The following is a 26774-nucleotide window of genomic DNA, read 5'->3' as shown; positions in this document are numbered from 1 at the left end:
TAAAATATATGGGTTATTTTGCCTGACTCTATAATTAACATGAAATACTGTAACATCCAAGCCATATTTAGGCTGCATTTTGCTTGAAATGTCAGCCAATATGATAAAACTTGAGCAGTCAGTAAAATAATTGCAAAACAGCTATAGACTCAAGGGGGATTTGACCCTAGTATATGCGGCGCTAACCAAGGCGAGCGCCCATAGCTCAGCTGGATAGAGCGCACCCCTCCGGAGGGTGAGGCCGAAGGTTCGAATCCTTTTGGGCGCACCACTTCCGTTAATGGTTGTGAGCTTTTAAGGTTAGCGTAGTAAATGAAATTCAATGGTGATTGTAGCTCAGTTGGTAGAGTCCCGGATTGTGATTCCGGTTGTCGTGGGTTCGAGCCCCATCAGTCACCCCATTTCATTTACGTTTTATAAAAATTCGGTGATTAGCGCAGCCCGGTAGCGCATCTGGTTTGGGACCAGAGGGTCAGAGGTTCGAATCCTCTATCACCGACCAAATTTTTCGCATAGCTAGCGAATTTAACCTAGGGTTAAGTAAATAGTTAATAATTTACGGTGATTAGCGCAGCCCGGTAGCGCATCTGGTTTGGGACCAGAGGGTCAGAGGTTCGAATCCTCTATCACCGACCAATAAATAGAAAAGCCTCAGAGTTCTTAATGAAACTCTGGGGCTTTTTTATATCATATATTTGAACAATATCTTGGTGTTGCAGCGGTCGTTGTCGATAGCTATTACCTAGGATAGCGTCTCTAGTCAAAAATATAGCTATTCATATGATTAAATTTAATTTATTAGGCCTAATCCCTAAGTAGTCTTCTATTGGAGCAATTATAGGTTACGCATTCTAATGTTTAGGTTATTGAATCAGGCCAAGATTGATGCTGTAGTGTTCTCATACTACAAAAAAGAAAAGCTCCCGAAGGAGCTTTTTACTATTTATGTTTATTTATTCATATCAGTTAATCAAGGTTTACGGGAGGAGAGATAAAGCCTTGATAAGCATCTGTTCTAAGCTCGTTAAAGCGCTCTAGTTGAGCTTTCTCTTGGATTCCCGTCACAATCACTTGAATGTCTAACCCTTTCGCTACGTTAATTAACGCGCGGCACAGTTCACTATTATGATGCGTCTCATCGTAGTACGCGAAGGATTGATCGAGTTTCACGTAACTAGGTCTCAGTTCTTGTAAATAGGCCATGGAACCAAATTGACGTCCAAAATGGTCAATACCGAATTTAGCACCATTATCACGAATGATATTACATAACAGCTGGCAAGATTGGAGATTACTATAGACTCCAGCTTCAGGAATTTCGAAGCAGATGCGTTCAACGAAGGTAGCATTTCGCAAAAAGTGATTTAACCATTCATGGAACTGCGAATCGTTGATACTCTGATGCGTTAAATTGATAGCTAAAGGTTCATAGTTTCGTTCTAGTAGCTTTTGTTCATAGACTGTTTCAATTAAGCACTTATCAAGTAAGGCTCCGAGTGATAATAATTCAATATAGGGCATAAATTGCCCTGCATGGACAATTTTATCACCGAGTTCTAATTGGCAGTATAATTCCCGTTGCGCTACACCATCATTATCGCAAAACTGAATCTGCTGCCATCTAAACTTAAATTTCTTATTACTGATAGCATGACTAAGGTTATCTCGCCATTGTTCACGAGTGAATAGCTGTTGTTCGGTCGTTGCAAACCAATGGAATATTTTGTTATCTTGGCGCGCTTTTTGTAGGGCATTATCGGCTTGGGCTAAAATATCTGAGACATCCATTTTTCCAATGCGCTCCGCAACACCAATAGCAAAGTCTTCATTGGGCTTACAGCCTGCTTTCGACATTTCCTGATTAATCGTTCGGATGAGCGTCTGTAAATATTTACTGATTTGATCGTGTTCAACATCGGTGACTAAAAAAGCAAATTCATAGGCGGCAATACGGCCTATAACTGAAGGGGCAATTTCGTTTAATTGTTGTTGAAACTTTTCACCCATAAGGCGTATGGTTTCATCACGAACTTGGTAACCATATTTACTGTGAACTTCCTCTAGCCAATCAAGTTTCGCGAGGAATACGACACCGCTACTCGGTTCACTGAGCCAGCCATTAAGACGACTCACCACATATTGGCGATTGGGCAGGCCAGATGCTGGGTCGATAAGGTTTTTCTTACGTAATGCGCCCACTTCTTCGTCGAGTGAGTGAAATACTTGTTTAAGCTGAGCAGACATAGTGTTAAATGCAATGACTAAGTCCTTCAATTCAGCAGTTTTAGGAAGCGCCATATCGGGGCCGAATTGGCGTGCAGCTATACTCTTTGCGTGTTCTGAAAGAGTATGGAGTGGTTTTAATATCCATGTTAATCCGACTCTTGCAGTAAAAATAGCTACGAGAAAAAGGAGCGAAAAGACGATGATAGTATTGGACATTATTCGCCACAACTCATGATAGCCAAAACCAGGATGTGCAGTGATCTCAAGTTGCGCTAGTTGTAACCAACCCGAGGTAATAGTGCTTTCTTTTTTAATCGTTTTAAATAGATTTAGATTAATAAACCATTGTGGTACGTCTTCAATGGTGAGTGGATTATTCCACTCTTTTTGTTTGCCATCGACCATCCATGTCAGCTTGATATTTTGATAGTAACCGCCTTCAAAAATCACATTCACTAAGGTCTCCGCTGCAGCGGTATCCCCCGCTTGAAGTGCTGGTGCTAGCATTAGGCCGAGTGAAGTGCTGGCATTGTTTAGATCGGACTCCATTTGTTTTGTTAAAAAACTTTGGGTCTCTGTGAATTGCACATAGCCAAGACTTGCAATTACAAGCAAGAATAGGCTAAAAAGCAGCGAATAAATCTGTCTAAACAGTGTCATTTTTGATGCTACTCCAGTTTTAATTTAGGCTGTCTAAGGCGATCAACCCCTAACCTATGGTTAAGGTCATTCCATTTTTCTAATCGTGTTGACGAGCCAGCTAAAACGCCTCGTCCTTGTTCTTTGTTAAGCCATAACTGTTTACCGTTAAAACTATAAACAGGCAGTAAGTCTTTTCTTTGGGTGGCAGGTTTTATTGTATGGTCAAGGTTATCGAGGACTAAAGGAATGGATGCGGGGGTCTCATAGTAAGCCAACACCATATGGTACTGGTTAAGGGTAGTCGCTTTGACCATAGTGATCCGCATCTTATCTTCTTGAACGCCAAGCTGAAGTAAAGTGAAGTACTTTGCGATTGAAAAATCTTCGCAGTCGCCGCCATTTACGCCAATAAACTCCATTGGTGTTGCCCAATAATTTGATTCCCCCCAGAGTTTTATGTCATCAACAAAATTAAATAAATTAAAAAAATTATTTACTTTCAATAACTTTTCTTTTTCACTCATAGTGCTCGCTTCAGACTGTACCTTAAACCAAGCTCTTGCTCGCATTCCTGCTCGCTCACCATACTTTTTTTCTAAAGTAGAGACGATCTTCGTTTCATCAAGATTTTGCGTTGGCTTTGCATATAAACAGCATATGCTAAGGGCTGACGCAATTAGGCTAAAGCGACAGACTCTCAATAATGAATTTTTATAATCAAGTCTGCCGCTCATAATCTAGCGTATTAGCCCCTATTGTTGCTCATCGACCGAGTAAACTGTCCATCTCATATCCGTTGTGGTGTCATCTCCAGTTACTTCAGCGACCACACGACGATTACGGATTTCTGCTTCTGGTGTCTGCTCTAAGATAATGGGACGGCTAGAACCATACCCAATAGCAGTTAATCTACTTCTATCAATACTAAAACGTTCTGCTAGCACTGCTGTAACCGCATTAGCTCGCTCTTGAGACAGTGCGGTATTACGCTCATCTGTACCTGTACGACTAGTATGGCCTTCTATAGTCACTTTGGTCGTTGGATATTGACGTAAAAAGAGTGCGACCTCTTCAATTTGAGGGTAATACTCTGGCGCAATAAAAGCGGAGTTATTTGGGAATAAGATGCTTATTTCCTTTCGTTCATTGATCGCTTTTACCTGACCACAACCATAGTTATCGACAGCCGCACCTTTAGCGGTATCATTACAACGCTCGCGCGCCTCAATAACACCGTCACCATCTTTATCTGATAGATCATAAGCTTGAGTTGTTGTCATTTCTTCAATATTAACTGTATCGCGCATCGAACAGCCAGCTAAAAGAATGATACTTAGACCAAATATAATAGTTTTCATTATTTGACTCCTTCTTCGTAGTTATGCTCTCCACGCCATGCTTCTGGGCGAGTGACCTTGAGTGAGTCTAATAAACGTCCAGTAGAGTTGAGAACCCGATACTTGGCAATGATTTCATCATATTCGGCTTGTAAATAATCTTTACGTGCTTCGAACAGTTCATTTTCGGTATCGAGCAAGTCGAGCAAACTACGTTGGCCTAAGTTAAATTGTTGTGCATAAGCTGATTGAGTGTCCTTTGCAGCCACAACATGATCACGAATATACTGCTTTTGTGGTGTTAGCATTTCAAATGCGTTCCAAGCCAAGTTAACGCCTTCAACTACTTCACGTTGAGCGCGTTGACGGATTTCCTTGGCTTCACCTAACTTATAAGCGGTTTCTTTTTCGCGAGCTAAATCTTTACCGCCAGCGAATAGATTGTATCTCACGCGAACCATGGCAACTAAATCATTGCTGTAACCTCCAACATTCTGACTTGGAATATTACTCACGCCATCTTCACCACCAATATCATTATTCCAGTTGCCATTTAGTTCTAAAGAAACCTGGGGATAATAGCTAGCTTGGACTGAAGAACGTTCATTCTCTGCTGCACGGATATCATTTGCGGCAGATTTCAGAATGGGATGGTTTTCCTGTGCAGTGGTAATGCCTGAGCCGAGATCCTTAGGTAACATATCGGCATCTGGCACGGGTAATATCAGGTCTGTTGGCGCTGTTTCTACAATTTTAATATACTGTGCTTTAGCATCGAGTAAATTATTGCGAGCAGAAATAACGTTAGCATTTGCACGTGCAAGACGTCCGGTTATTTGAGATAAATCCGCAATAGAACCTAAACCAGAATCAGTACGTTGCTTAATTTGGTCGTATATATCCTTATGGCTGTTAAGGTTTTTTTCCGCCAATCTGAGTACTTCATCACTGCGTAGATAGTTGAGGTACACTTTACTGACATCAAGCGCCATGTCTTCTGCTGCTGCAAGTAGTGCCCATTGGTCTGCACTAGCTTCGAAGCTGTAACGATCAACTTCACTGCTGGTATAAAAACCATCAAAAAGCATTTGCTTTAAGCTAACACCAAACTCTCCGCGGTTTAATTCGGCCACGCCATCACTATCGACATCACCTACATTTGGTCGTCTACGGGTCGATACGCCATCAGTCTGTTCATAACCATAACCGCCATTGATATCAATAGTCGGCATATAACCTGCTATCGCTTGATTAACTTGCTCTTCTCGCGCTTTAAAGCGATTGAAGGCAACACGTAAATCAGGATTGGTATCGAGCGTATGTGCCACAGCTTGTTCTAGCGTCTGACTTTGAGCCGATAACGGTAATAGTATAAATGACAGTACAACGGCTATCTTTGAATATTGAAATTGTTGTTTTGCTGGAATCTTCATGACCAACCTCCCGGTTTATAAAAAGCTTAGTGCTCTCTGAGCGCAGTGTCCTTTGCTCTTAAAATTGGATTTAAGATGTACTCAAGTATAGATCTTTGCCCCGTAATCACGTCGACAGAAGTCAACATCCCCGGGATAATTGGCATCTGTGTGCCATCGTTTTTGGTTAAACTGGACTCTACGGTCCTAACTCTGATGAGGTAATAGCTATTACCTTCCTCATCTTGAGATGTATCTGCACTGATATGTTCAACGGTGCCTTTTAGGCCGCCATAACGCGTAAAGTCATAGGCGGTAATCTTAACTACGGCCGGTAAGCCAGGATGTAAGAAGGCAATATCTTTAGGCAAAATTTTGGTTTCAATTAGTAATTGATCTTCTGACGGCACTATCTCAATAATATCGACGCCGGGCTGCACCACACCACCGAGTGTATTGATATGTGTAGTTTTTATAGTGCCATTAACTGGAGAGGTGATAATGGCTTTACTGACTTTATCTTGTGCGCCTACCTGCGCCTCATTCATCCTAGAGAGGCGAGTCTGGGTATCATTGAGCTGCGCACGTAGATCGGCAGCATAGATGAATACGGCTTCGCGACGTTTGAGGATGGCTTCATCCATTGCCGCTTTGACCTTAGGGCGAAGCAGACGCATTGAATTGAGTTCGCCTTGTAGGTCGTTAACTGTCCGCTCGAGTTTGAGCAGTTCAACTTCAGGTACAATTCCTTTTTTGGCTAAAGGACGAGTAAGTTCAAGTTCGCGGGAAATCAGTTGCATACTCGTTGTTAAGGTTGTGATTTTCGACGCAAGATCATCAATTTCTTGCTGTCTTTGTTGAATTTGACGCACGAGTATTTCAAGTTGATTGCTTAAGTTATCTAAGCGTCCGTTATATTCCTCCTGCTGTCTTTTCACTAAAGCTGGCTCAACATCAATGATATTATCAGGAAATATAAGCGCTTTTTTTGTGATAAGCACTTGTTCACGCCAATCAGCAGTCATGTCAGATATTAGAATGCTGTCAAGCTCGGTACGCATCCGAATCACATTGGTTTGTAAGCCAAAAACCTCTTGTTCTTGCTGCGCAAAATCGGAGCGGAAACGGGTATCATCAATACGGACTAAAGGTTGTCCTTTAGTCACAATCTCTCCTTCTCGAACGTAGAGCTCTTGCATTATGCCGCCATCGAGGCTTTGAATGACTTGAACCTGTGATGAAGGAATCACTTTCCCTGTCCCTGTGGTGACCTTGTCTAATTGTGCAAAGCCAGCCCAGAGTAAAAAGCACACCACCATGGCAGCAAGTGCCCAAATAATTAATCTGTGACCGCTAGGAGCATCGGTCATCATGGCGCCATAGACGTCATCAACCATGTCTAAATCGTTTGCTGTTAAATTTTTACTCATCTTTTAGCCTCACCATTCACAAGGCCAAAATTGAGTTTTTCTAACACTTCAGCTTTGGGTCCGTCGGCAACCACATGACCCCGTTCGAGTACGATAATGCGGTCAACAAGCTGTAATAGGTGCATTTTATGGGTGATAAGAATTAAGGTTCTGTCTTTACTAACATTTTGCATTGAGCGAATAAACTGTTGTTCCGCTCTTGCATCTAAACTAGCCGTGGGTTCATCCATCAGTAGTACTGGAGGATCATTGAGTGTGGCACGTGCAAGGGCAACGGTTTGCCTTTGTCCACGACTGAGTGACATGCCGCCTTCGCCAACCTGTTGATCTAAACCTTCGGCTTCGAGATTGGTGAATTGACTGACACCAGACAGTTGCACAGCACGAATTAGCTGATGTTCAGTGACTTGGCGTGTACCAAATAGAATATTATCGCGAATTGTGCCGTGGAATAAGGTGACATCTTGTGGTAAATAGCCAAAGTTACGACGTAAATCACTCGGGTGGATTTGCGCCGAATCTAAACCGTCGTAGCGCAAACTGCCGTTTGTTGGTTGGAATAGCCCAACCAGTAGTTTTGCTAATGTGCTTTTTCCTGAACCATTACGGCCGATAATCGCAACACGTTCACCTGGATTAATCGTCAATGACATAGGATGTAACACGGGTTTTTCGGAGCCAGGATAGCTAAATCCGACATGATCAGCATTAATCTTACCAAGTAACCTCAACTTGCTGACTAAGTGTCCTTTGTTTTCAAACTCATCCTCCTGAGTCATGATTTCATTCAGTTGGCGCAATGCACTAGCGGTATGGTTCGCTCTTGTCATTAATCCTGCAAGTTGTGCCATGGGGGAAATCGCTCGACTCGACAACATGACCGCAGCAATAATACCGCCCATAGATATCGCATTATCCGCTACGCGATACACACCTAAAATCACCACGCACACAACCGTAAATTGCACGGTAAAGTTAGCTACATTCGATACTGCGTTAGAGAGTTTTTTTGACCTTAATTGCCAGTTAGCACTATGGCCAATCATTTGTTGCCAGCTTTTTTGTACTATGCCTTCAGCGCCATTAGCCTTAATTGACTCTAATGCAGATAAACTTTCAATTAAATGGCCATGTTTTAAGCTAGAGAATTTATTACCTTCTTCAATGGCAGCTTTGAGCTTAGGTTGAATAAACAGGGTAAAAGTAATAATAATCATGCCACCAATTACGGGTACAACGGCGAGATCTCCAGCAACAATATAGATAATGATGACGAAAAATAGTGCAAAGGGGAGATCGACTAAGGTGGTAATCGTCGCAGACGTTAAAATCTCACGTATATTATCGAACTCACCTAACTGTTTTGCCATACCACCAATACTGGGTGAGCGCTTTTCAAGTGGAATACCAATCGCTTTAGCAAATAAGCGGGAAGAAACAATAATATCGACTTTTTTACCAGCTACATCTATAAGGTAGCTTCTTAGTTGACGCATTATAAGGTCGAACAAATAAGCAATAGATGCCCCAATCGCTAACACCCAAAGGGATTCGAAGGCCAGATTGGGTACGACTTTGTCATACACGTTCATAATAAATAAGGGTGAAACTAAAGCGAATAAATTCACTAATACAGAGGCGATTAATGCATCACGATAAATTGGTGCAGACTCTTTTAGAGTTTGGATTAACCAGTGGGTTTTATTATCGTGAAGGTAAACATCAAAACCCATATCACCACGATATTCTTGTTTGACTAAGAATAAATATCCCACATATAAGGCTTCGAGTGACTCAATCGTTAGCGTTTCTTCACCACCTGTTTCTGGCAATTGAATAATGGCTTTATCTGACTCGACGTCTAACGCACGTAATATGCAGGCTTTCTTGTCTTTTAATAATAAAATGCAAGGCAGCAATATAGGGGATATTTCATTTAAACCTTTTCGAGACAACTTAGCCGCTAGGCCAGCTCTCGATGCGGCTTGGGGGACTAAATCAGGCGTTAATACGGCGCCTGACATAGGTAAACCTGCCGCAAGCGAATCGCTTGAGCACGGATTACCAAAATGTTCAGTGAGTAATACTAAACAATCCAGTAGAGGATCCACTAACACTCTTTGTGAGGCTGAAATGGCCCATTGGTCTATTTTTTCAGAAGCTGCAGCAGACACCTAATGACTTATCCTTTGGATTTTTATACGGTTATAGGAAGTATCGGTCATGATGGCCTATATTTCTATAGGCCATATGAATTGATTTTATTTAAGGAATGATAGTGCCGTTAGTATTATTATAAGGGTCTATCAGTGACGTCACTCCTTGTGGTGCATCTAGTGTCACTGGCGCGGCATCAATAATGAGTGGGCCATTACCATTGGTACCAAGTAACCCATTAATAATTCCGGCATTATCAGTCGTTCCATATTGGCTATAGAGGTCAACCCCATCAAGCACGATATGTTGATCAGCTATGCCATCCTTATTTGCATCAATATCGATAACGGTAGAACCATTATCTAATCTAAAGCTGAGATATTCATCTAATGTATTAGCCGTTTCTCCTTGGAGCAAATCACTCAGGTCGAGTTTATCTTCATTCACATTGAAATCCACAATGTGGTCAGTGCCATTATCGGTATCAGCATAGCGCCACACGAAGGTATCTGCGCCGCCATCACCACGCAGGCCGTCATTACCAAGACCTCCAATCAGAGTGTCGTTGCCAGCACCGCCAATCAAGGTATCGTTGCCAGTGCCGCCATAGAGAGTATCTTTGCCTGCTCCTCCATCTAAATAATCATTACCACCTTGACCAAAGAGAATGTCGTTACCGGCACCACCAAATAGGATGTCTGCTTTATCATTTGTCCCAGATTGGTCAAACTCGTCAGTATGTTCACTGATATACCTGTGTACCTGCGCATCACTGGCTTCGTTAATACCGAGTTTATCGGCAACGTAGGCTTTAATGGCTGCGTAACCTTGACCGCTAATACCGGCAAAGTGTATCGCGTCACCAAAGATGACATCGTCGCCAGCACCACCATCAAAACGATCTGAGCCTGGAATGGCGTTAACTTGGTCACCAAGAATGGCATCGGCTAGATCATCAGCATCTATATTCGTTTGAACATTACCATCAGTGTCATAAGGTAATAAGTCAGCCTCATTGATGTTTGAGCCCATGCCGATGGCTTGAACTGTGACTCCAAGGCCCGAGAGTAATGCAAAACCAGCTTGGGAATTTGTAACTGCATCTGTATCGGTGTCTTTACCGTTACCAGATAAAGCATAGTACTGATAGTTACCTTGGGCATCGGGTCGCATGGCTCCAACAAGGCTCCGGCTCACGCTGTAGAAGTCGTCTACGCTGAACACATTACCATTTTCATCAATCACCACACGTCCGTTAACTGTATAGACTTGGCCGAATACGTAGCTAGTGCCGATGACTTGTGACAAGCTACGATCATTATTGTCCCACCATGTGTCGTAGACCTTTGGGTTACCACCCGCATTAGCATTATAGTAGGTCGGTTTGCCGTCAGTGATAAAGAAGGCAAGATTAGTAGCCCCACTATTATTTTGGGCATCACCATTGGCGAACCAGTTGGCCGTGGTAGTGAATACATCCTCATAGTTGGTGCCGCCGCCGCTGCTCATATCATCTAATGCTTCTTGAAGAATATTCAATGCATTGGGGTCACTAAGATCTACACTGATGCTGCCCTTAGCATGAGTATCAAAATCAACCAAGAAGATGTTCACTGTGCCGCTTTGTGGACCACCGGCACTGTCTATGAGGGTTTCCAATACCTGGGCCAACTGCAACTTCATCGTCTCTAGCGTATTAGCGTTAATGCTACCGGAACTATCGACCATAAAGGCGATATTGTAGTTTTGGCCTGGCAGAATAATGCTGCCATCTAAGTCGCCAACCACAATATTGTGCTCGCTACCAAAATTGACATCTTGGTTTCCAGGTTCACCTTCAGTGCCCTTGAAGTAATCAAGGCGGATAGTATCTTCACCCGTTGCTGAATTAGTGAGATCGGTCCCTTTTTCTCTGGCAACCGCTTCTACCACCAAGTCCACCTGACCTGCAGTTGCTCCTGGAACGCGAATTGTGACTCCAGTCAGCGAAGCGTCCAGTGCATTTTCAGCCCAGAGATTGCCACCACTCCAGCCATTAGGGCCGTTGTAATCCAGCAGTAGCTTGCCATCATTGTCAGCTACACCGAGTAGCACTCCCTGGTAGAACACTTGCGTGCCAGCGGGCAAACCACTTAATTCAATGGAGTCGAGCAATTCGCTGCCGTCACGATCAGTTAGAGATGCATTGATTTCAACTGGGTAGTCAACATAGGTTGGCTGAACCATGACGAGCTGACCAGTGTTCTTGTCAAGTGTATAAATGCCGTCATCAAATTGAATGTACTCGATATCATGAAGCGCCTTAACGACGGCTGCGCCATTTTCTTTAGTTGTAAAATCAAACCAGATATCGTTTTGAGGATGATATCCACTGCCGTTGGTGATGATGTAATCTGCACGATTGCCCATCAGCACGGCAATATCAGTTCCTGTGCCACCATACAAGCCATCATGGCCTAAACCTGCAACCAGAATGTCATTACCAGTTCCGCCATAGAGTGAATCACCTTGAATATGATCGCCACCAACCAGAACGTCATTGCCGCCGTACCCGTAGAGCATATCACCGCCACCTTGTTGGCTGACAAGGTGATCGTTATTGGATGAACCCAACACTTGATCTTGGCTGCTGGTGGTATCGGTCTTCTTAGCTTCGGTACTAAATGGCTGTTTAGTGAAATCACCACTGCGGAACTGTTCAGTTGTAATCCCTGAGCTGATAAATCCGCTGTAAAGTGGTGTGCCATTAGCGGTCAGTATCACGTCAACCAATGGTTTGTCTGCAACTGGCTGCACAGAAATATTGAGTGTTGCCGTATCTCCCGTATTAGTCGTGTATGTCACAGTGGATACATCGCCTGACCAATGTTGATTAGGTATAAACGTGAACTCTCCATTGGCTTGTATTAGTAAGCTACCTATGGAGAGGGCTACTGTTTGACCAGCATTGTAGCTTGTTAGCACACCGTTATGCATAACGGTAAAGCTGACGACGCTGGTATTGCTTGGATGGTCGTTGGTCAGAAGTTTGCCAGTTACCAACTGATCTTCTTTCTCGGTAAAGCTATCGTCTTTCGCATAAATGACCGTTGCCGTATCAGAGCCTGGGTCTGATGTGTTGTTTGCTGCATCGGTCTGGGTCGCGGTGACCGTGATGCTGCCACCTTCAGCTGGGGTGGTTTCAGTCCAGCTGATAACACCAGTGGTGGCGTTGTAACTGTAACCGCTCGCTGGAGTGCCATTGGCAAACCGCAGCTCGCCATTCACCAGTTTCAGTTCCACATTGGTGGTCTCGGTGCCATTGACGATAGTCAGGTTCACATGGCCGCCGGCACTGAAGTCCGCGGCATTGATGCTCACGGTTAACTGTACGCCAGCACCATTGCTGCTGATTTCGCCTTGTGTCAGCAGACCGTCACCAGGGGTACCGTCATCGACAATTAATACGGTCGGTGCATCAGCGCTGCCATCGACGGTGTGTGTCGAAACGGTGTCGGCAGTAAATGGGTTACCGGCGTCATCGGAACCAGAAACGGTTGCGGTGAACGTGGTATCCAGTGCCAAATCGCTTCCCGCAACAGGGAGGCTAAAGCCTAGGCCGCCAGTGGTGAGGGCGATAACGGTGGTGGTGTAAGTGGTGCCGTTGATCACCATGGTGACAGTATCACCGATGGCAGCATCGCCACCAACGGTACCGGTGACGGTGACATCGCCAGCCGCTTCTTGGGCATTGAGGACGTCATCGCTGGTGATGTTGTCCACCGTAATGGTGGCGCTGGCGCTGCCATCGACGGTGTGTGTCGAAACGGTGTCGGCAGTAAATGGGTTACCGGCGTCATCGGAACCAGAAACGGTTGCGGTGAACGTGGTATCCAGTGCCAAATCGCTTCCCGCAACAGGGAGGCTAAAGCCTAGGCCGCCAGTGGTGAGGGCGATAACGGTGGTGGTGTAAGTGGTGCCGTTGATCACCATGGTGACAGTATCACCGATGGCAGCATCGCCACCAACGGTACCGGTGACGGTGACATCGCCAGCCGCTTCTTGGGCATTGAGGACGTCATCGCTGGTGATGTTGTCCACCGTAATGGTGGCGCTGGCGCTGCCATCGACGGTGTGTGTCGAAACGGTGTCGGCAGTAAATGGGTTACCGGCGTCATCGGAACCAGAAACGGTTGCGGTGAACGTGGTATCCAGTGCCAAATCGCTTCCCGCAACAGGGAGGCTAAAGCCTAGGCCGCCAGTGGTGAGGGCGATAACGGTGGTGGTGTAAGTGGTGCCGTTGATCACCATGGTGACAGTATCACCGATGGCAGCATCGCCACCAACGGTACCGGTGACGGTGACATCGCCAGCCGCTTCTTGGGCATTGAGGACGTCATCGCTGGTGATGTTGTCCACCGTAATGGTGGCGCTGGCGCTGCCATCGACGGTGTGTGTCGAAACGGTGTCGGCAGTAAATGGGTTACCGGCGTCATCGGAACCAGAAACGGTTGCGGTGAACGTGGTATCCAGTGCCAAATCGCTTCCCGCAACAGGGAGGCTAAAGCCTAGGCCGCCAGTGGTGAGGGCGATAACGGTGGTGGTGTAAGTGGTGCCGTTGATCACCATGGTGACAGTATCACCGATGGCAGCATCGCCACCAACGGTACCGGTGACGGTGACATCGCCAGCCGCTTCTTGGGCATTGAGGACGTCATCGCTGGTGATGTTGTCCACCGTAATGCTGGCGCTGGCGCTGCCATCGACGGTGTGTGTCGAAACGGTGTCGGCAGTAAATGGGTTACCGGCGTCATCGGAACCAGAAACGGTTGCGGTGAACGTGGTATCCAGTGCCAAATCGCTTCCCGCAACAGGGAGGCTAAAGCCTAGGCCGCCAGTGGTGAGGGCGATAACGGTGGTGGTGTAAGTGGTGCCGTTGATCACCATGGTGACAGTATCACCGATGGCAGCATCGCCACCAACGGTACCGGTGACGGTGACATCGCCAGCCGCTTCTTGGGCATTGAGGACGTCATCGCTGGTGATGTTGTCCACCGTAATGGTGGCGCTGGCGCTGCCATCGACGGTGTGTGTCGAAACGGTGTCGGCAGTAAATGGGTTACCGGCGTCATCGGAACCAGAAACGGTTGCGGTGAACGTGGTATCCAGTGCCAAATCGCTTCCCGCAACAGGGAGGCTAAAGCCTAGGCCGCCAGTGGTGAGGGCGATAACGGTGGTGGTGTAAGTGGTGCCGTTGATCACCATGGTGACAGTATCACCGATGGCAGCATCGCCACCAACGGTACCGGTGACGGTGACATCGCCAGCCGCTTCTTGGGCATTGAGGACGTCATCGCTGGTGATGTTGTCCACCGTAATGGTGGCGCTGGCGCTGCCATCGACGGTGTGTGTCGAAACGGTGTCGGCAGTAAATGGGTTACCGGCGTCATCGGAACCAGAAACGGTTGCGGTGAACGTGGTATCCAGTGCCAAATCGCTTCCCGCAACAGGGAGGCTAAAGCCTAGGCCGCCAGTGGTGAGGGCGATAACGGTGGTGGTGTAAGTGGTGCCGTTGATCACCATGGTGACAGTATCACCGATGGCAGCATCGCCACCAACGGTACCGGTGACGGTGACATCGCCAGCCGCTTCTTGGGCATTGAGGACGTCATCGCTGGTGATGTTGTCCACCGTAATGGTGGCGCTGGCGCTGCCATCGACGGTGTGTGTCGAAACGGTGTCGGCAGTAAATGGGTTACCGGCGTCATCGGAACCAGAAACGGTTGCGGTGAACGTGGTATCCAGTGCCAAATCGCTTCCCGCAACAGGGAGGCTAAAGCCTAGGCCGCCAGTGGTGAGGGCGATAACGGTGGTGGTGTAAGTGGTGCCGTTGATCACCATGGTGACAGTATCACCGATGGCAGCATCGCCACCAACGGTACCGGTGACGGTGACATCGCCAGCCGCTTCTTGGGCATTGAGGACGTCATCGCTGGTGATGTTGTCCACCGTAATGGTGGCGCTGGCGCTGCATCGACGGTGTGTGTCGAAACGGTGTCGGCAGTAAATGGGTTACCGGCGTCATCGGAACCAGAAACGGTTGCGGTGAACGTGGTATCCAGTGCCAAATCGCTTCCCGCAACAGGGAGGCTAAAGCCTAGGCCGCCAGTGGTGAGGGCGATAACGGTGGTGGTGTAAGTGGTGCCGTTGATCACCATGGTGACAGTATCACCGATGGCAGCATCGCCACCAACGGTACCGGTGACGGTGACATCGCCAGCCGCTTCTTGGGCATTGAGGACGTCATCGCTGGTGATGTTGTCCACCGTAATGGTGGCGCTGGCGCTGCCATCGACGGTGTGTGTCGAAACGGTGTCGGCAGTAAATGGGTTACCGGCGTCATCGGAACCAGAAACGGTTGCGGTGAACGTGGTATCCAGTGCCAAATCGCTTCCCGCAACAGGGAGGCTAAAGCCTAGGCCGCCAGTGGTGAGGGCGATAACGGTGGTGGTGTAAGTGGTGCCGTTGATCACCATGGTGACAGTATCACCGATGGCAGCATCGCCACCAACGGTACCGGTGACGGTGACATCGCCAGCCGCTTCTTGGGCATTGAGGACGTCATCGCTGGTGATGTTGTCCACCGTAATGGTGGCGCTGGCGCTGCCATCGACGGTGTGTGTCGAAACGGTGTCGGCAGTAAATGGGTTACCGGCGTCATCGGAACCAGAAACGGTTGCGGTGAACGTGGTATCCAGTGCCAAATCGCTTCCCGCAACAGGGAGGCTAAAGCCTAGGCCGCCAGTGGTGAGGGCGATAACGGTGGTGGTGTAAGTGGTGCCGTTGATCACCATGGTGACAGTATCACCGATGGCAGCATCGCCACCAACGGTACCGGTGACGGTGACATCGCCAGCCGCTTCTTGGGCATTGAGGACGTCATCGCTGGTGATGTTGTCCACCGTAATGGTGGCGCTGGCGCTGCCATCGACGGTGTGTGTCGAAACGGTGTCGGCAGTAAATGGGTTACCGGCGTCATCGGAACCAGAAACGGTTGCGGTGAACGTGGTATCCAGTGCCAAATCGCTTCCCGCAACAGGGAGGCTAAAGCCTAGGCCGCCAGTGGTGAGGGCGATAACGGTGGTGGTGTAAGTGGTGCCGTTGATCACCATGGTGACAGTATCACCGATGGCAGCATCGCCACCAACGGTACCGGTGACGGTGACATCGCCAGCCGCTTCTTGGGCATTGAGGACGTCATCGCTGGTGATGTTGTCCACCGTAATGGTGGCGCTGGCGCTGCCATCGACGGTGTGTGTCGAAACGGTGTCGGCAGTAAATGGGTTACCGGCGTCATCGGAACCAGAAACGGTTGCGGTGAACGTGGTATCCAGTGCCAAATCGCTTCCCGCAACAGGGAGGCTAAAGCCTAGGCCGCCAGTGGTGAGGGCGATAACGGTGGTGGTGTAAGTGGTGCCGTTGATCACCATGGTGACAGTATCACCGATGGCAGCATCGCCACCAACGGTACCGGTGACGGTGACATCGCCAGCCGCTTCTTGGGCATTGAGGACGTCATCGCTGGTGATGTTGTCCACCGTAATGGTGGCGCTGGCGCTGCCATCGACGGTGTGTGTCGAAACGGTGTCGGCAGTAAATGGGTTACCGGCGTCATCGGAACCAGAAACGGTTGCGGTGAACGTGGTATCCAGTGCCAAATCGCTTCCCGCAACAGGGAGGCTAAAGCCTAGGCCGCCAGTGGTGAGGGCGATAACGGTGGTGGTGTAAGTGGTGCCGTTGATCACCATGGTGACAGTATCACCGATGGCAGCATCGCCACCAACGGTACCGGTGACGGTGACATCGCCAGCCGCTTCTTGGGCATTGAGGACGTCATCGCTGGTGATGTTGTCCACCGTAATGCTGGCGCTGGCGCTGCCATCGACGGTGTGTGTCGAAACGGTGTCGGCAGTAAATGGGTTACCGGCGTCATCGGAACCAGAAACGGTTGCGGTGAACGTGGTATCCAGTGCCAAATCGCTTCCCGCAACAGGGAGGCTAAAGCCTAGGCCGCCAGTGGTGAGGGCGATAACGGTGGTGGTGTAAGTGGTGCCGTTGATCACCATGGTGACAGTATCACCGATGGCAGCATCGCCACCAACGGTACCGGTGACGGTGACATCGCCAGCCGCTTCTTGGGCATTGAGGACGTCATCGCTGGTGATGTTGTCCACCGTAATGGTGGCGCTGGCGCTGCCATCGACGGTGTGTGTCGAAACGGTGTCGGCAGTAAATGGGTTACCGGCGTCATCGGAACCAGAAACGGTTGCGGTGAACGTGGTATCCAGTGCCAAATCGCTTCCCGCAACAGGGAGGCTAAAGCCTAGGCCGCCAGTGGTGAGGGCGATAACGGTGGTGGTGTAAGTGGTGCCGTTGATCACCATGGTGACAGTATCACCGATGGCAGCATCGCCACCAACGGTACCGGTGACGGTGACATCGCCAGCCGCTTCTTGGGCATTGAGGACGTCATCGCTGGTGATGTTGTCCACCGTAATGGTGGCGCTGGCGCTGGCATCGACGGTGTGTGTCGAAACGGTGTCGGCAGTAAATGGGTTACCGGCGTCATCGGAACCAGAAACGGTTGCGGTGAACGTGGTATCCAGTGCCAAATCGCTTCCCGCAACAGGGAGGCTAAAGCCTAGGCCGCCAGTGGTGAGGGCGATAACGGTGGTGGTGTAAGTGGTGCCGTTGATCACCATGGTGACAGTATCACCGATGGCAGCATCGCCACCAACGGTACCGGTGACGGTGACATCGCCAGCCGCTTCTTGGGCATTGAGGACGTCATCGCTGGTGATGTTGTCCACCGTAATGGTGGCGCTGGCGCTGGCATCGACGGTGTGTGTCGAAACGGTGTCGGCAGTAAATGGGTTACCGGCGTCATCGGAACCAGAAACGGTTGCGGTGAACGTGGTATCCAGTGCCAAATCGCTTCCCGCAACAGGGAGGCTAAAGCCTAGGCCGCCAGTGGTGAGGGCGATAACGGTGGTGGTGTAAGTGGTGCCGTTGATCACCATGGTGACAGTATCACCGATGGCAGCATCGCCACCAACGGTACCGGTGACGGTGACATCGCCAGCCGCTTCTTGGGCATTGAGGACGTCATCGCTGGTGATGTTGTCCACCGTAATGCTGGCGCTGGCGCTGGCATCGACGGTGTGTGTCGAAACGGTGTCGGCAGTAAATGGGTTACCGGCGTCATCGGAACCAGAAACGGTTGCGGTGAACGTGGTATCCAGTGCCAAATCGCTTCCCGCAACAGGGAGGCTAAAGCCTAGGCCGCCAGTGGTGAGGGCGATAACGGTGGTGGTGTAAGTGGTGCCGTTGATCACCATGGTGACAGTATCACCGATGGCAGCATCGCCACCAACGGTACCGGTGACGGTGACATCGCCAGCCGCTTCTTGGGCATTGAGGACGTCATCGCTGGTGATGTTGTCCACCGTAATGGTGGCGCTGGCGCTGGCATCGACGGTGTGTGTCGAAACGGTGTCGGCAGTAAATGGGTTACCGGCGTCATCGGAACCAGAAACGGTTGCGGTGAACGTGGTATCCAGTGCCAAATCGCTTCCCGCAACAGGGAGGCTAAAGCCTAGGCCGCCAGTGGTGAGGGCGATAACGGTGGTGGTGTAAGTGGTGCCGTTGATCACCATGGTGACAGTATCACCGATGGCAGCATCGCCACCAACGGTACCGGTGACGGTGACATCGCCAGCCGCTTCTTGGGCATTGAGGACGTCATCGCTGGTGATGTTGTCCACCGTAATGGTGGCGCTGGCGCTGCCATCGACGGTGTGTGTCGAAACGGTGTCGGCAGTAAATGGGTTACCGGCGTCATCGGAACCAGAAACGGTTGCGGTGAACGTGGTATCCAGTGCCAAATCGCTTCCCGCAACAGGGAGGCTAAAGCCTAGGCCGCCAGTGGTGAGGGCGATAACGGTGGTGGTGTAAGTGGTGCCGTTGATCACCATGGTGACAGTATCACCGATGGCAGCATCGCCACCAACGGTACCGGTGACGGTGACATCGCCAGCCGCTTCTTGGGCATTGAGGACGTCATCGCTGGTGATGTTGTCCACCGTAATGGTGGCGCTGGCGCTGCCATCGACGGTGTGTGTCGAAACGGTGTCGGCAGTAAATGGGTTACCGGCGTCATCGGAACCAGAAACGGTTGCGGTGAACGTGGTATCCAGTGCCAAATCGCTTCCCGCAACAGGGAGGCTAAAGCCTAGGCCGCCAGTGGTGAGGGCGATAACGGTGGTGGTGTAAGTGGTGCCGTTGATCACCATGGTGACAGTATCACCGATGGCAGCATCGCCACCAACGGTACCGGTGACGGTGACATCGCCAGCCGCTTCTTGGGCATTGAGGACGTCATCGCTGGTGATGTTGTCCACCGTAATGGTGGCGCTGGCGCTGCCATCGACGGTGTGTGTCGAAACGGTGTCGGCAGTAAATGGGTTACCGGCGTCATCGGAACCAGAAACGGTTGCGGTGAACGTGGTATCCAGTGCCAAATCGCTTCCCGCAACAGGGAGGCTAAAGCCTAGGCCGCCAGTGGTGAGGGCGATAACGGTGGTGGTGTAAGTGGTGCCGTTGATCACCATGGTGACAGTATCACCGATGGCAGCATCGCCACCAACGGTACCGGTGACGGTGACATCGCCAGCCGCTTCTTGGGCATTGAGGACGTCATCGCTGGTGATGTTGTCCACCGTAATGCTGGCGCTGGCGCTGGCATCGACGGTGTGTGTCGAAACGGTGTCGGCAGTAAATGGGTTACCGGCGTCATCGGAACCAGAAACGGTTGCGGTGAACGTGGTATCCAGTGCCAAATCGCTTCCCGCAACAGGGAGGCTAAAGCCTAGGCCGCCAGTGGTGAGGGCGATAACGGTGGTGGTGTAAGTGGTGCCGTTGATCACCATGGTGACAGTATCACCGATGGCAGCATCGCCACCAACGGTACCGGTGACGGTGACATCGCCAGCCGCTTCTTGGGCATTGAGGACGTCATCGCTGGTGATGTTGTCCACCGTAATGGTGGCGCTGGCGCTGCCATCGACGGTGTGTGTCGAAACGGTGTCGGCAGTAAATGGGTTACCGGCGTCATCGGAACCAGAAACGGTTGCGGTGAACGTGGTATCCAGTGCCAAATCGCTTCCCGCAACAGGGAGGCTAAAGCCTAGGCCGCCAGTGGTGAGGGCGATAACGGTGGTGGTGTAAGTGGTGCCGTTGATCACCATGGTGACAGTATCACCGATGGCAGCATCGCCACCAACGGTACCGGTGACGGTGACATCGCCAGCCGCTTCTTGGGCATTGAGGACGTCATCGCTGGTGATGTTGTCCACCGTAATGGTGGCGCTGGCGCTGCCATCGACGGTGTGTGTCGAAACGGTGTCGGCAGTAAATGGGTTACCGGCGTCATCGGAACCAGAAACGGTTACGGTGAACGTGGTATCCAGTGCCAAATCGCTTCCCGCAACAGGGAGGCTAAAGCCTAGGCCGCCAGTGGTGAGGGCGATAACGGTGGTGGTGTAAGTGGTGCCGTTGATCACCATGGTGACAGTATCACCGATGGCAGCATCGCCACCAACGGTACCGGTGACGGTGACATCGCCAGCCGCTTCTTGGGCATTGAGGACGTCATCGCTGGTGATGTTGTCCACCGTAATGGTGGCGCTGGGCGCTGCGGTATCAATCACCACGTCTTGGGTGACTGTTTTGCTGTTGCCGGCCAAGTCGGTGACGGTGGCGCTGACAGGGTAAGTGCCGTCAGCCAGCTCGCTGTCAGTTAAGTCGATGCTCCAGTTGCCACTGACATCAATCACTAAGCCGTTGGCGGTGGTGTACACCACGCCATTGATGGTGACGGCCAAGGTGCTGTTGTCGCCTAAATCGACCGTGCCGTTGAACACTAAGGTGTTGTCATTGGTGATGAAGTCGCTGCCCGAGGCGCCAGTGTCATCGGTAATGCTGGTGATCGCCACGGTGTTGCCGTCGCCATCTTGGTCAATTTGGGTGTCTACATTGCCATTATCAGTGGCTTTACCTGTATTACCAGCTGGATCTTTCACTGTTGCTACAGCGGTATAATCACCTTCAGCCAGAGGGGTTGTGACGTCTACTGCGTAGGTGCCATCTTCATTAACAGTCGTTGTTAATGTCTGTTCTGCACCTGTGTTATCTGTGACAACAATCGTAATTGCGCTACCTGGCGTTGCATTTGACGAACCAGTAATAGTTGGGGTGGTATCTTGTGTATTATCGGGTGCATCTACAGTAATATTAGGTGCTGTGATATCCACATTACCGTCATCGGTGGCTGTGCCAGTATTACCTGCAGGATCTGTAACTGTCGCTGTTGCTGTAATAGGGCCTTCGGCGAGTGGGCTAATGACATCGACAGAATAGGTACCATCAGGGTTTACTGTGGTGGTGAGAGTCTGCTCTGCACCTGTGCTGTCGGTGACAACAATCGTAATAGTGCTACCTGGCGGTGCATCAGTCGAACCTGTGATCGTTGGTGTAGTATCTTGGGTTTCATCAGGTGCATCAACAGTAATTGTTGGCGCAGTCGTATCGAGTAGTGCTGAATCACTGCCTTCAGGAGATGTGTTACCGGCACTGTCTGTGATCGTCGCTACAACTGTAATCGTTTCGCCTTCACCGGGAGCTAGAAGGTTGAGATTCACAAAGCCATTGTTGATATCTTCCTGAGTCAGTGTGTAGTCAACACCATTAACAGTCAGCGTATCGCCTACATTTGCACCTGTGCCATCTAAGCCAATAGTGACATTGACTTCAGTATTGCCAGCTAGCTCTTCGTTACTGATAAAACCATCATTGTTTGTATCAGTATTGATAGTGACACTAGGTCCCCCATCGGCGACTGGTGTGACATTGATGGTTAATGTTGCTGAAGAGCCAGTATTGGTTGTGTAAGTAATGACTGGTACTTGGCCATTCCAGTTTTCATTTGGCGTGAAAGTATAAGATCCGTCTGTATTAAGAACCAGAATACCGCCTTCGAGCGCGACTTCTGTTCCTGATGCATAGGTGGTACCGCCGACTTCGAAACTCACAACACTTAAGGTTGAGTCTACATCACTGTCATTATCAAGCACGTTGCCTGTTGCTACAGTGTCTTCTGCAACTGTGGTACTGTCATTTGTAATGATGGAAGGATCGTCGACAGGTGTGATATTAATCGTTAACGTCGTACTTGCACCAGTATTAGTGGTGTAGGTAATGACTGGGACTTGGCCATTCCAGTTTTCATTAGGTGTGAAAGTGTACGAGCCATCAGCATTTAATACTAAGGAGCCGCTTTCGAGGGCGACTTCTGTACCAGCCGCGTAGGTTGTTCCATTTATTTCGAAACTAACGACGCTTAAAATTGAATCTACATCACTGTCGTTATCGAGAACGTTGCCAGAAGCAATAGTATCTTCGTCGACAATATTACTGTCATTGTTAAGGATTGAGGGAGAGTCGGTGGCGATTGTTTGTTCTGGTGTATTGATAACTGTCGCTGCGAATGATTGGCCTGACGTTGAGTAGCCTGAGCTTGCTATTATCTCACTACCACCACGGGCTAAAGTGACATAGCCTGAGTTACCGTCACGACCGGGTGTGTTTCCTGCGGCGGTCTCTGGTAGGTTTTTGGTTGGATCTTCGCCTGATGCGATAAGATCTTGTAACGCTTGGATTTCATCAAAAGCAGCGTCATTATTTGCCGTGGGAGCAACCGCAGCTGTTGTATTCGGTTCAACCTCGTTAGATAGCTTAGTGCCATCGTCGAAGGTGATCTCATAGGTTGCGTTTTCGCCTATATTGAGCACAGCACCTTTAGGGAGTTGTTCGCCATCCTTAGCGGGTTGCTTTGAACCATCAACTTCGATATCAATTTGCCCATTTACCAGCTTAAGCAAACCTTTTTTTGATGTAATTACCGATCCCATAGTAAGCTCCCAACAGCCAAGTGTGTTAATCCATAAAGTATTAATCCAACAGATGTGTTGGATCGCGATACAATTGGCGAAATATTAGCTAATGGAACGACGGATGTCAATTTATTGACACAGCTGCGCTGGTTAGTTTTAATGGGCTTGAGCAAGATAAACGTACGATAGTGTCAAAATTTAGATGTGTAACTAGATATAGTGGTTAAATTTGCAGAGTGGGCTGTATTTAGTGTCTTTGGTTTCTATAAAAAAACATATATATAACAAATTAATCTTAAATTAGAGATTAGTAAATTGTAAAAATAGTTTTTTATTAGCAAATAGGTGGGATTTTCAGGGAATATGGCGTTGCTGAGTTGTTAGTCATGATGCCGTGACTCATTATTTAGAAATCACGGCATCGTTTATCGATGGATTGAATAGAGTTATAGATTAGCAGCCTGACGATAACTTTGATTAGCGTTACTTTGCTCGCCTAACTGTTCTTGAATCCTAGCTAAGGCTAACCAAGAGGCTTTAGTCGGTTCTAGTCGACAAACATTTTGCCAGCAGATTTTGCTTCTTTCATGTCCCTGGTTTGCTGATATAGCTTGGCTAGGCAGGTCTGGTAGTCTGCATTATTCTCATGAGTCACTTCATATTTCAGTAACTCTTTACGGATCTCGGTATCTTGAGCTGTTGTAATTTCGGGGATAGCTTGTAGCAATGTGGGTTCTGGAGAGCTGCGTAACTTTTTCGAGAGCAGTTTCATGGCTTGATCTTTACGATTAAAGCGACACAAACCCATAGCATAAATCGCTAGAAACTGAGACTGATTACGCTCGCTGCGTGGTAACCATTGCAACATTGTTCTAATGCTTCTTCACCTTTAATGGTTGCCGCTTGCAGTAAAGCACTGTGAGTGGCGATATTTAGTTCATTCAGCTGAGTATCATCAAGGATTTGGCGTTTCTTCAAAATAGGTAACAATAGTTTAAGCGCATCCCAATCTTCTTGTGCTTGATGTAGCTCAAGGGCAAGTTTAAGTACTGGGCTTTGCTTTTACTTGTAGGAGATAACTTGTCGAGCTCGACGCGGGCTAAGGTTAATTCCCCTTGTTTTAAAAGATACCGAGTGCGTGTGGTTGTAACCGCGTTTGCTGCCAGTGGTTGTGCTGCTGCGCGATTAAGATATTGGTCACGCTCGGCTATTTTTTGTTGATACTGTGCAGCCCGTGCCGCAGCAAGTAAATTCAGTGCAGGTAGCTCACCGTTGTCAGCGCCTTTGATCATCGCTCGCTCTGCTGCTGGCCAATCTTCTTCAGCCAGTGCTAATGCGCCCATTAATGTATGTTTTTTAGCGGAACGTCGGCGCCAGTGGTGCGGGATAAAACGGCTACGTAACATTAGGTTAATGGCAGTAACTACTATCCATTCCAGTATTTGAAATACAGCATAAAAAATATAATTAAAGCAATGATGCCAAAGACTAAACTGGTTTCAATCTGATAATCACCTGCCGCAATGATATACATACCCAGTATTGCCGACTAACCAAGGGCTGATTGCATAAACAATCAGCACTATGAGTAACAATATTATATATCTTAATCATAGGTGGCGCACCCTCTAATGAGGGTGAGTTCACCATAACTTGTGAGCTGTAACAGTAAAGGTTTTGCGGCAAAGGATTTTACGGTTATAGGGTCAAGTTCTAAGGTTGCTAATTTATCAATTTCGGCAATGGCTTCGACCGTTTTATGATCTTGTATATCAAAGTTGGTTTGTATCCATTTACGCGCCATCATAAGCGATTGGTGATACGAAGCTCTATCATAGCGATATAGTGCAAGTTGGCATTGCAATAGTTTATGGCGAATATTTTCAACTAAATACCATTGTTGCTCTGGTGCGAGTAAGGCGGGTGCATCAGCAGTTTTATGGCGGATAGTGATAAAGTCTTCAGTTAATGCTTTCCAGGTTTTACCTAAATTGCTTTGCCAATCATTTAAATCGCTGGTAATCACAGTATCTTGCGGCGCATCGGCGTCTACATCAGTGCGATTAAGTGGCAGTTTATCGAGTTGCTCAATTAAGGTATCCAGAGCTAACACACTACCATCAATATCGGTTGGTTTTATGCTGGACGTGGCGGCGATATCTTTTGCCAGTGCTTTACGAATTGGTAATAACGCGGGGTTGTTCATTGCGGCGATGGTTTCATCGGCTGATTTCAATAAATCAGTGGCAGTGCGGGGATCTTTCTCTAGCCATAGTTTGCGACCTGCCATATTTACTAGATATTCGGCTTCTGAGGCCATCCAATGAGTAGGACTGCGCTGGGCGAGTTTATTGATCCTATCCTGCAATTGCTTTTGTTCTTCGGTTAACTTAGATAATTCTTGGTAAGTCTTAGCATCATTTAGCTGTTGCTGCTCAAGCTGACTAATACGTTGATTGGGTTGTAGCAGTGCTTGCTGTAGTTGCTCTTGCAGGGCGAGATTTTTCTGATTCTGCGTTAGTAGTTGTTGTTGCATCTGTTGATACAACATAAAGCCGCCGCCAAGGCAGCATACCGTTAAGCCTAATGCTAATAAAACCCCCAAACGAATTGCCCATGAGCTTCTAGTGGAGACAGTGGTTTTGCGCGCAGTGCTTTGTGGTTTGGCTTTGCTTGTTTGAGTTTCAGCGGAGGATGCTGAAGTCGCGGGCGTGTCATCGGTTATTATCGATGGTGCAATAATAGTAGGAGTAGCCTCTGATTCTGTATTTTTTGCGTCGTGCTTATTGTTATCCATTTAACAGTCCTTGAAAACATGCTACTGCCGAAACTCGAGTAAAACCCGGCTAAATAGCGCTTAGAGTTTAAGGGCGTTTAGCACGGCTTTGTTGTTGGCTGCACTAGCATTGGTAACTTGGGTTATACCAAAAGCGCGAGCTTGAGCTTCTACTCGATGACTTGGGACTATGATATGACATGCGCGCAGCCATGCAAATAACTCTTTTGGCACTAAATTAATCAGATTATCGAGAGTTTCACCGCTGGTGATAACAATAGTGTCTATCCCGCAGTGTTGCCATTGTAAGGCAATGTGTCGTCCATTTAGCGGTGGACAAGCTCGTTGATACACTTCCCAATAGCGAACATTGGCGCCGCGCTCAACTAATTGCTCGGCTAATGTTTCACGGCCGCCAACACCCCGAATAATAATAATTTGTTTATTTTTAATATCTTGTAGCGGCGAGAGTGTGAGTAATCCCTCGGTCTGCTGACAATCATCTGGGGCTTCGGGCGACAATATCGAGTTTATCTAATGCTTCCCACGTAGCGTGTCCAACAGCAAAATATTGAGCTTGAGGCCATGTTTGAGTTTGTGGATCTGTAGCGGTTAAAGCGTCGTCAGCAAACGTTACCGCATTGGCGCTGATACAGATAATCATATCGGCGTTGGCCAGTGGATGCGGGATACTTGCTGCGATAGGGGCCTCGCTTGGACACACAATAGAGGTGTAACCAGTGGGCAATGCCTCGTTCATTCAAGGCATCAACCATAGACTGATTGCGCCCTTCAGGACGCGTCAG

At 48.5% G+C, this 26774-nt stretch carries 9 protein-coding genes, 4 tRNA genes and 2 pseudogenes; 4 read left to right on the top strand and 11 right to left on the bottom strand.

Going from position 1 to position 26774, the window contains the following annotated elements; all coding sequences use genetic code 11:
* Nucleotides 1-194: 194 nt before the first annotated feature.
* The 4 genes from C9I43_RS14705 to C9I43_RS14690 all read left to right on the top strand — a co-directional run bounded on the left by C9I43_RS14705 (nt 195) and on the right by C9I43_RS14690 (nt 636).
* Nucleotides 195-271 (top strand) — tRNA-Arg (locus tag C9I43_RS14705).
* 54 nt (nt 272-325) lie between these two features.
* Nucleotides 326-401, top strand: a tRNA-His gene (locus C9I43_RS14700).
* 24 nt (nt 402-425) lie between these two features.
* Nucleotides 426-502, top strand: a tRNA-Pro gene (locus C9I43_RS14695).
* Between the two features lie 57 nt (nt 503-559).
* Nucleotides 560-636 (top strand) — tRNA-Pro (locus C9I43_RS14690).
* A 330-nt stretch (nt 637-966) separates the two neighbouring features.
* Here the strand turns inward: C9I43_RS14690 and C9I43_RS14685 are convergent.
* The 11 genes and pseudogenes from C9I43_RS14685 to C9I43_RS14640 all read right to left on the bottom strand — a co-directional run.
* Entirely contained in the window at nt 967-2886 is a 1920-nt protein-coding gene (locus C9I43_RS14685) for a bifunctional diguanylate cyclase/phosphodiesterase (RefSeq protein ID WP_107884206.1), read from the bottom strand.
* Between the two features lie 8 nt (nt 2887-2894).
* On the bottom strand, nt 2895-3602 hold the full coding sequence (locus C9I43_RS14680) for a transglutaminase-like cysteine peptidase (protein WP_076500684.1): 708 nt from the start codon (nt 3600-3602) through the stop codon (nt 2895-2897).
* 18 nt (nt 3603-3620) lie between these two features.
* Nucleotides 3621-4226 (bottom strand): OmpA family protein, encoded by a 606-nt coding sequence (locus tag C9I43_RS14675; RefSeq protein WP_076500682.1) that lies wholly within the window; start codon nt 4224-4226, stop codon nt 3621-3623.
* On the bottom strand, nt 4226-5638 hold the full coding sequence (locus tag C9I43_RS14670) for a TolC family outer membrane protein (RefSeq protein WP_076500680.1): 1413 nt from the start codon (nt 5636-5638) through the stop codon (nt 4226-4228). The genes C9I43_RS14675 and C9I43_RS14670 overlap by 1 nt, the downstream gene beginning before the upstream one ends.
* Nucleotides 5639-5664: 26 nt before the next feature.
* On the bottom strand, nt 5665-7047 hold the full coding sequence (locus C9I43_RS14665; RefSeq protein WP_076500678.1) for an HlyD family type I secretion periplasmic adaptor subunit: 1383 nt from the start codon (nt 7045-7047) through the stop codon (nt 5665-5667).
* Nucleotides 7044-9221, bottom strand: coding sequence for a type I secretion system permease/ATPase (locus tag C9I43_RS14660; RefSeq protein ID WP_107884203.1), 2178 nt, complete (start codon nt 9219-9221; stop codon nt 7044-7046). The genes C9I43_RS14665 and C9I43_RS14660 overlap by 4 nt, the downstream gene beginning before the upstream one ends.
* Nucleotides 9222-9312: 91 nt before the next feature.
* Entirely contained in the window at nt 9313-15192 is a 5880-nt protein-coding gene (locus C9I43_RS18970; RefSeq protein ID WP_258192007.1) for an Ig-like domain-containing protein, read from the bottom strand.
* Nucleotides 15078-23210: a beta strand repeat-containing protein gene (locus tag C9I43_RS18965; RefSeq protein WP_219907244.1), complete on the bottom strand. Its 8133-nt coding sequence runs from the start codon at nt 23208-23210 to the stop codon at nt 15078-15080. Before C9I43_RS18965 ends, C9I43_RS18970 begins: the two co-directional genes overlap by 115 nt.
* 428 nt (nt 23211-23638) lie before the next feature.
* Nucleotides 23639-24793 (bottom strand): annotated as a pseudogene (locus C9I43_RS14650) (heme biosynthesis HemY N-terminal domain-containing protein).
* Nucleotides 24794-24798: 5 nt separating this feature from the next.
* Entirely contained in the window at nt 24799-25989 is a 1191-nt protein-coding gene (locus C9I43_RS14645) for a uroporphyrinogen-III C-methyltransferase (protein WP_107884201.1), read from the bottom strand.
* Nucleotides 25990-26049: 60 nt separating this feature from the next.
* Nucleotides 26050-26774 (bottom strand): annotated as a pseudogene (locus C9I43_RS14640) (uroporphyrinogen-III synthase); the annotation flags it as partial.

Origin of the sequence: Shewanella morhuae (assembly GCF_003028295.1) — a bacterium.
In the GTDB taxonomy this organism is placed as follows: domain Bacteria; phylum Pseudomonadota; class Gammaproteobacteria; order Enterobacterales; family Shewanellaceae; genus Shewanella; species Shewanella morhuae.
Note: the sequence above shows the minus strand (reverse complement) of the source record. Positions and strands in the feature narration are given on the sequence as shown.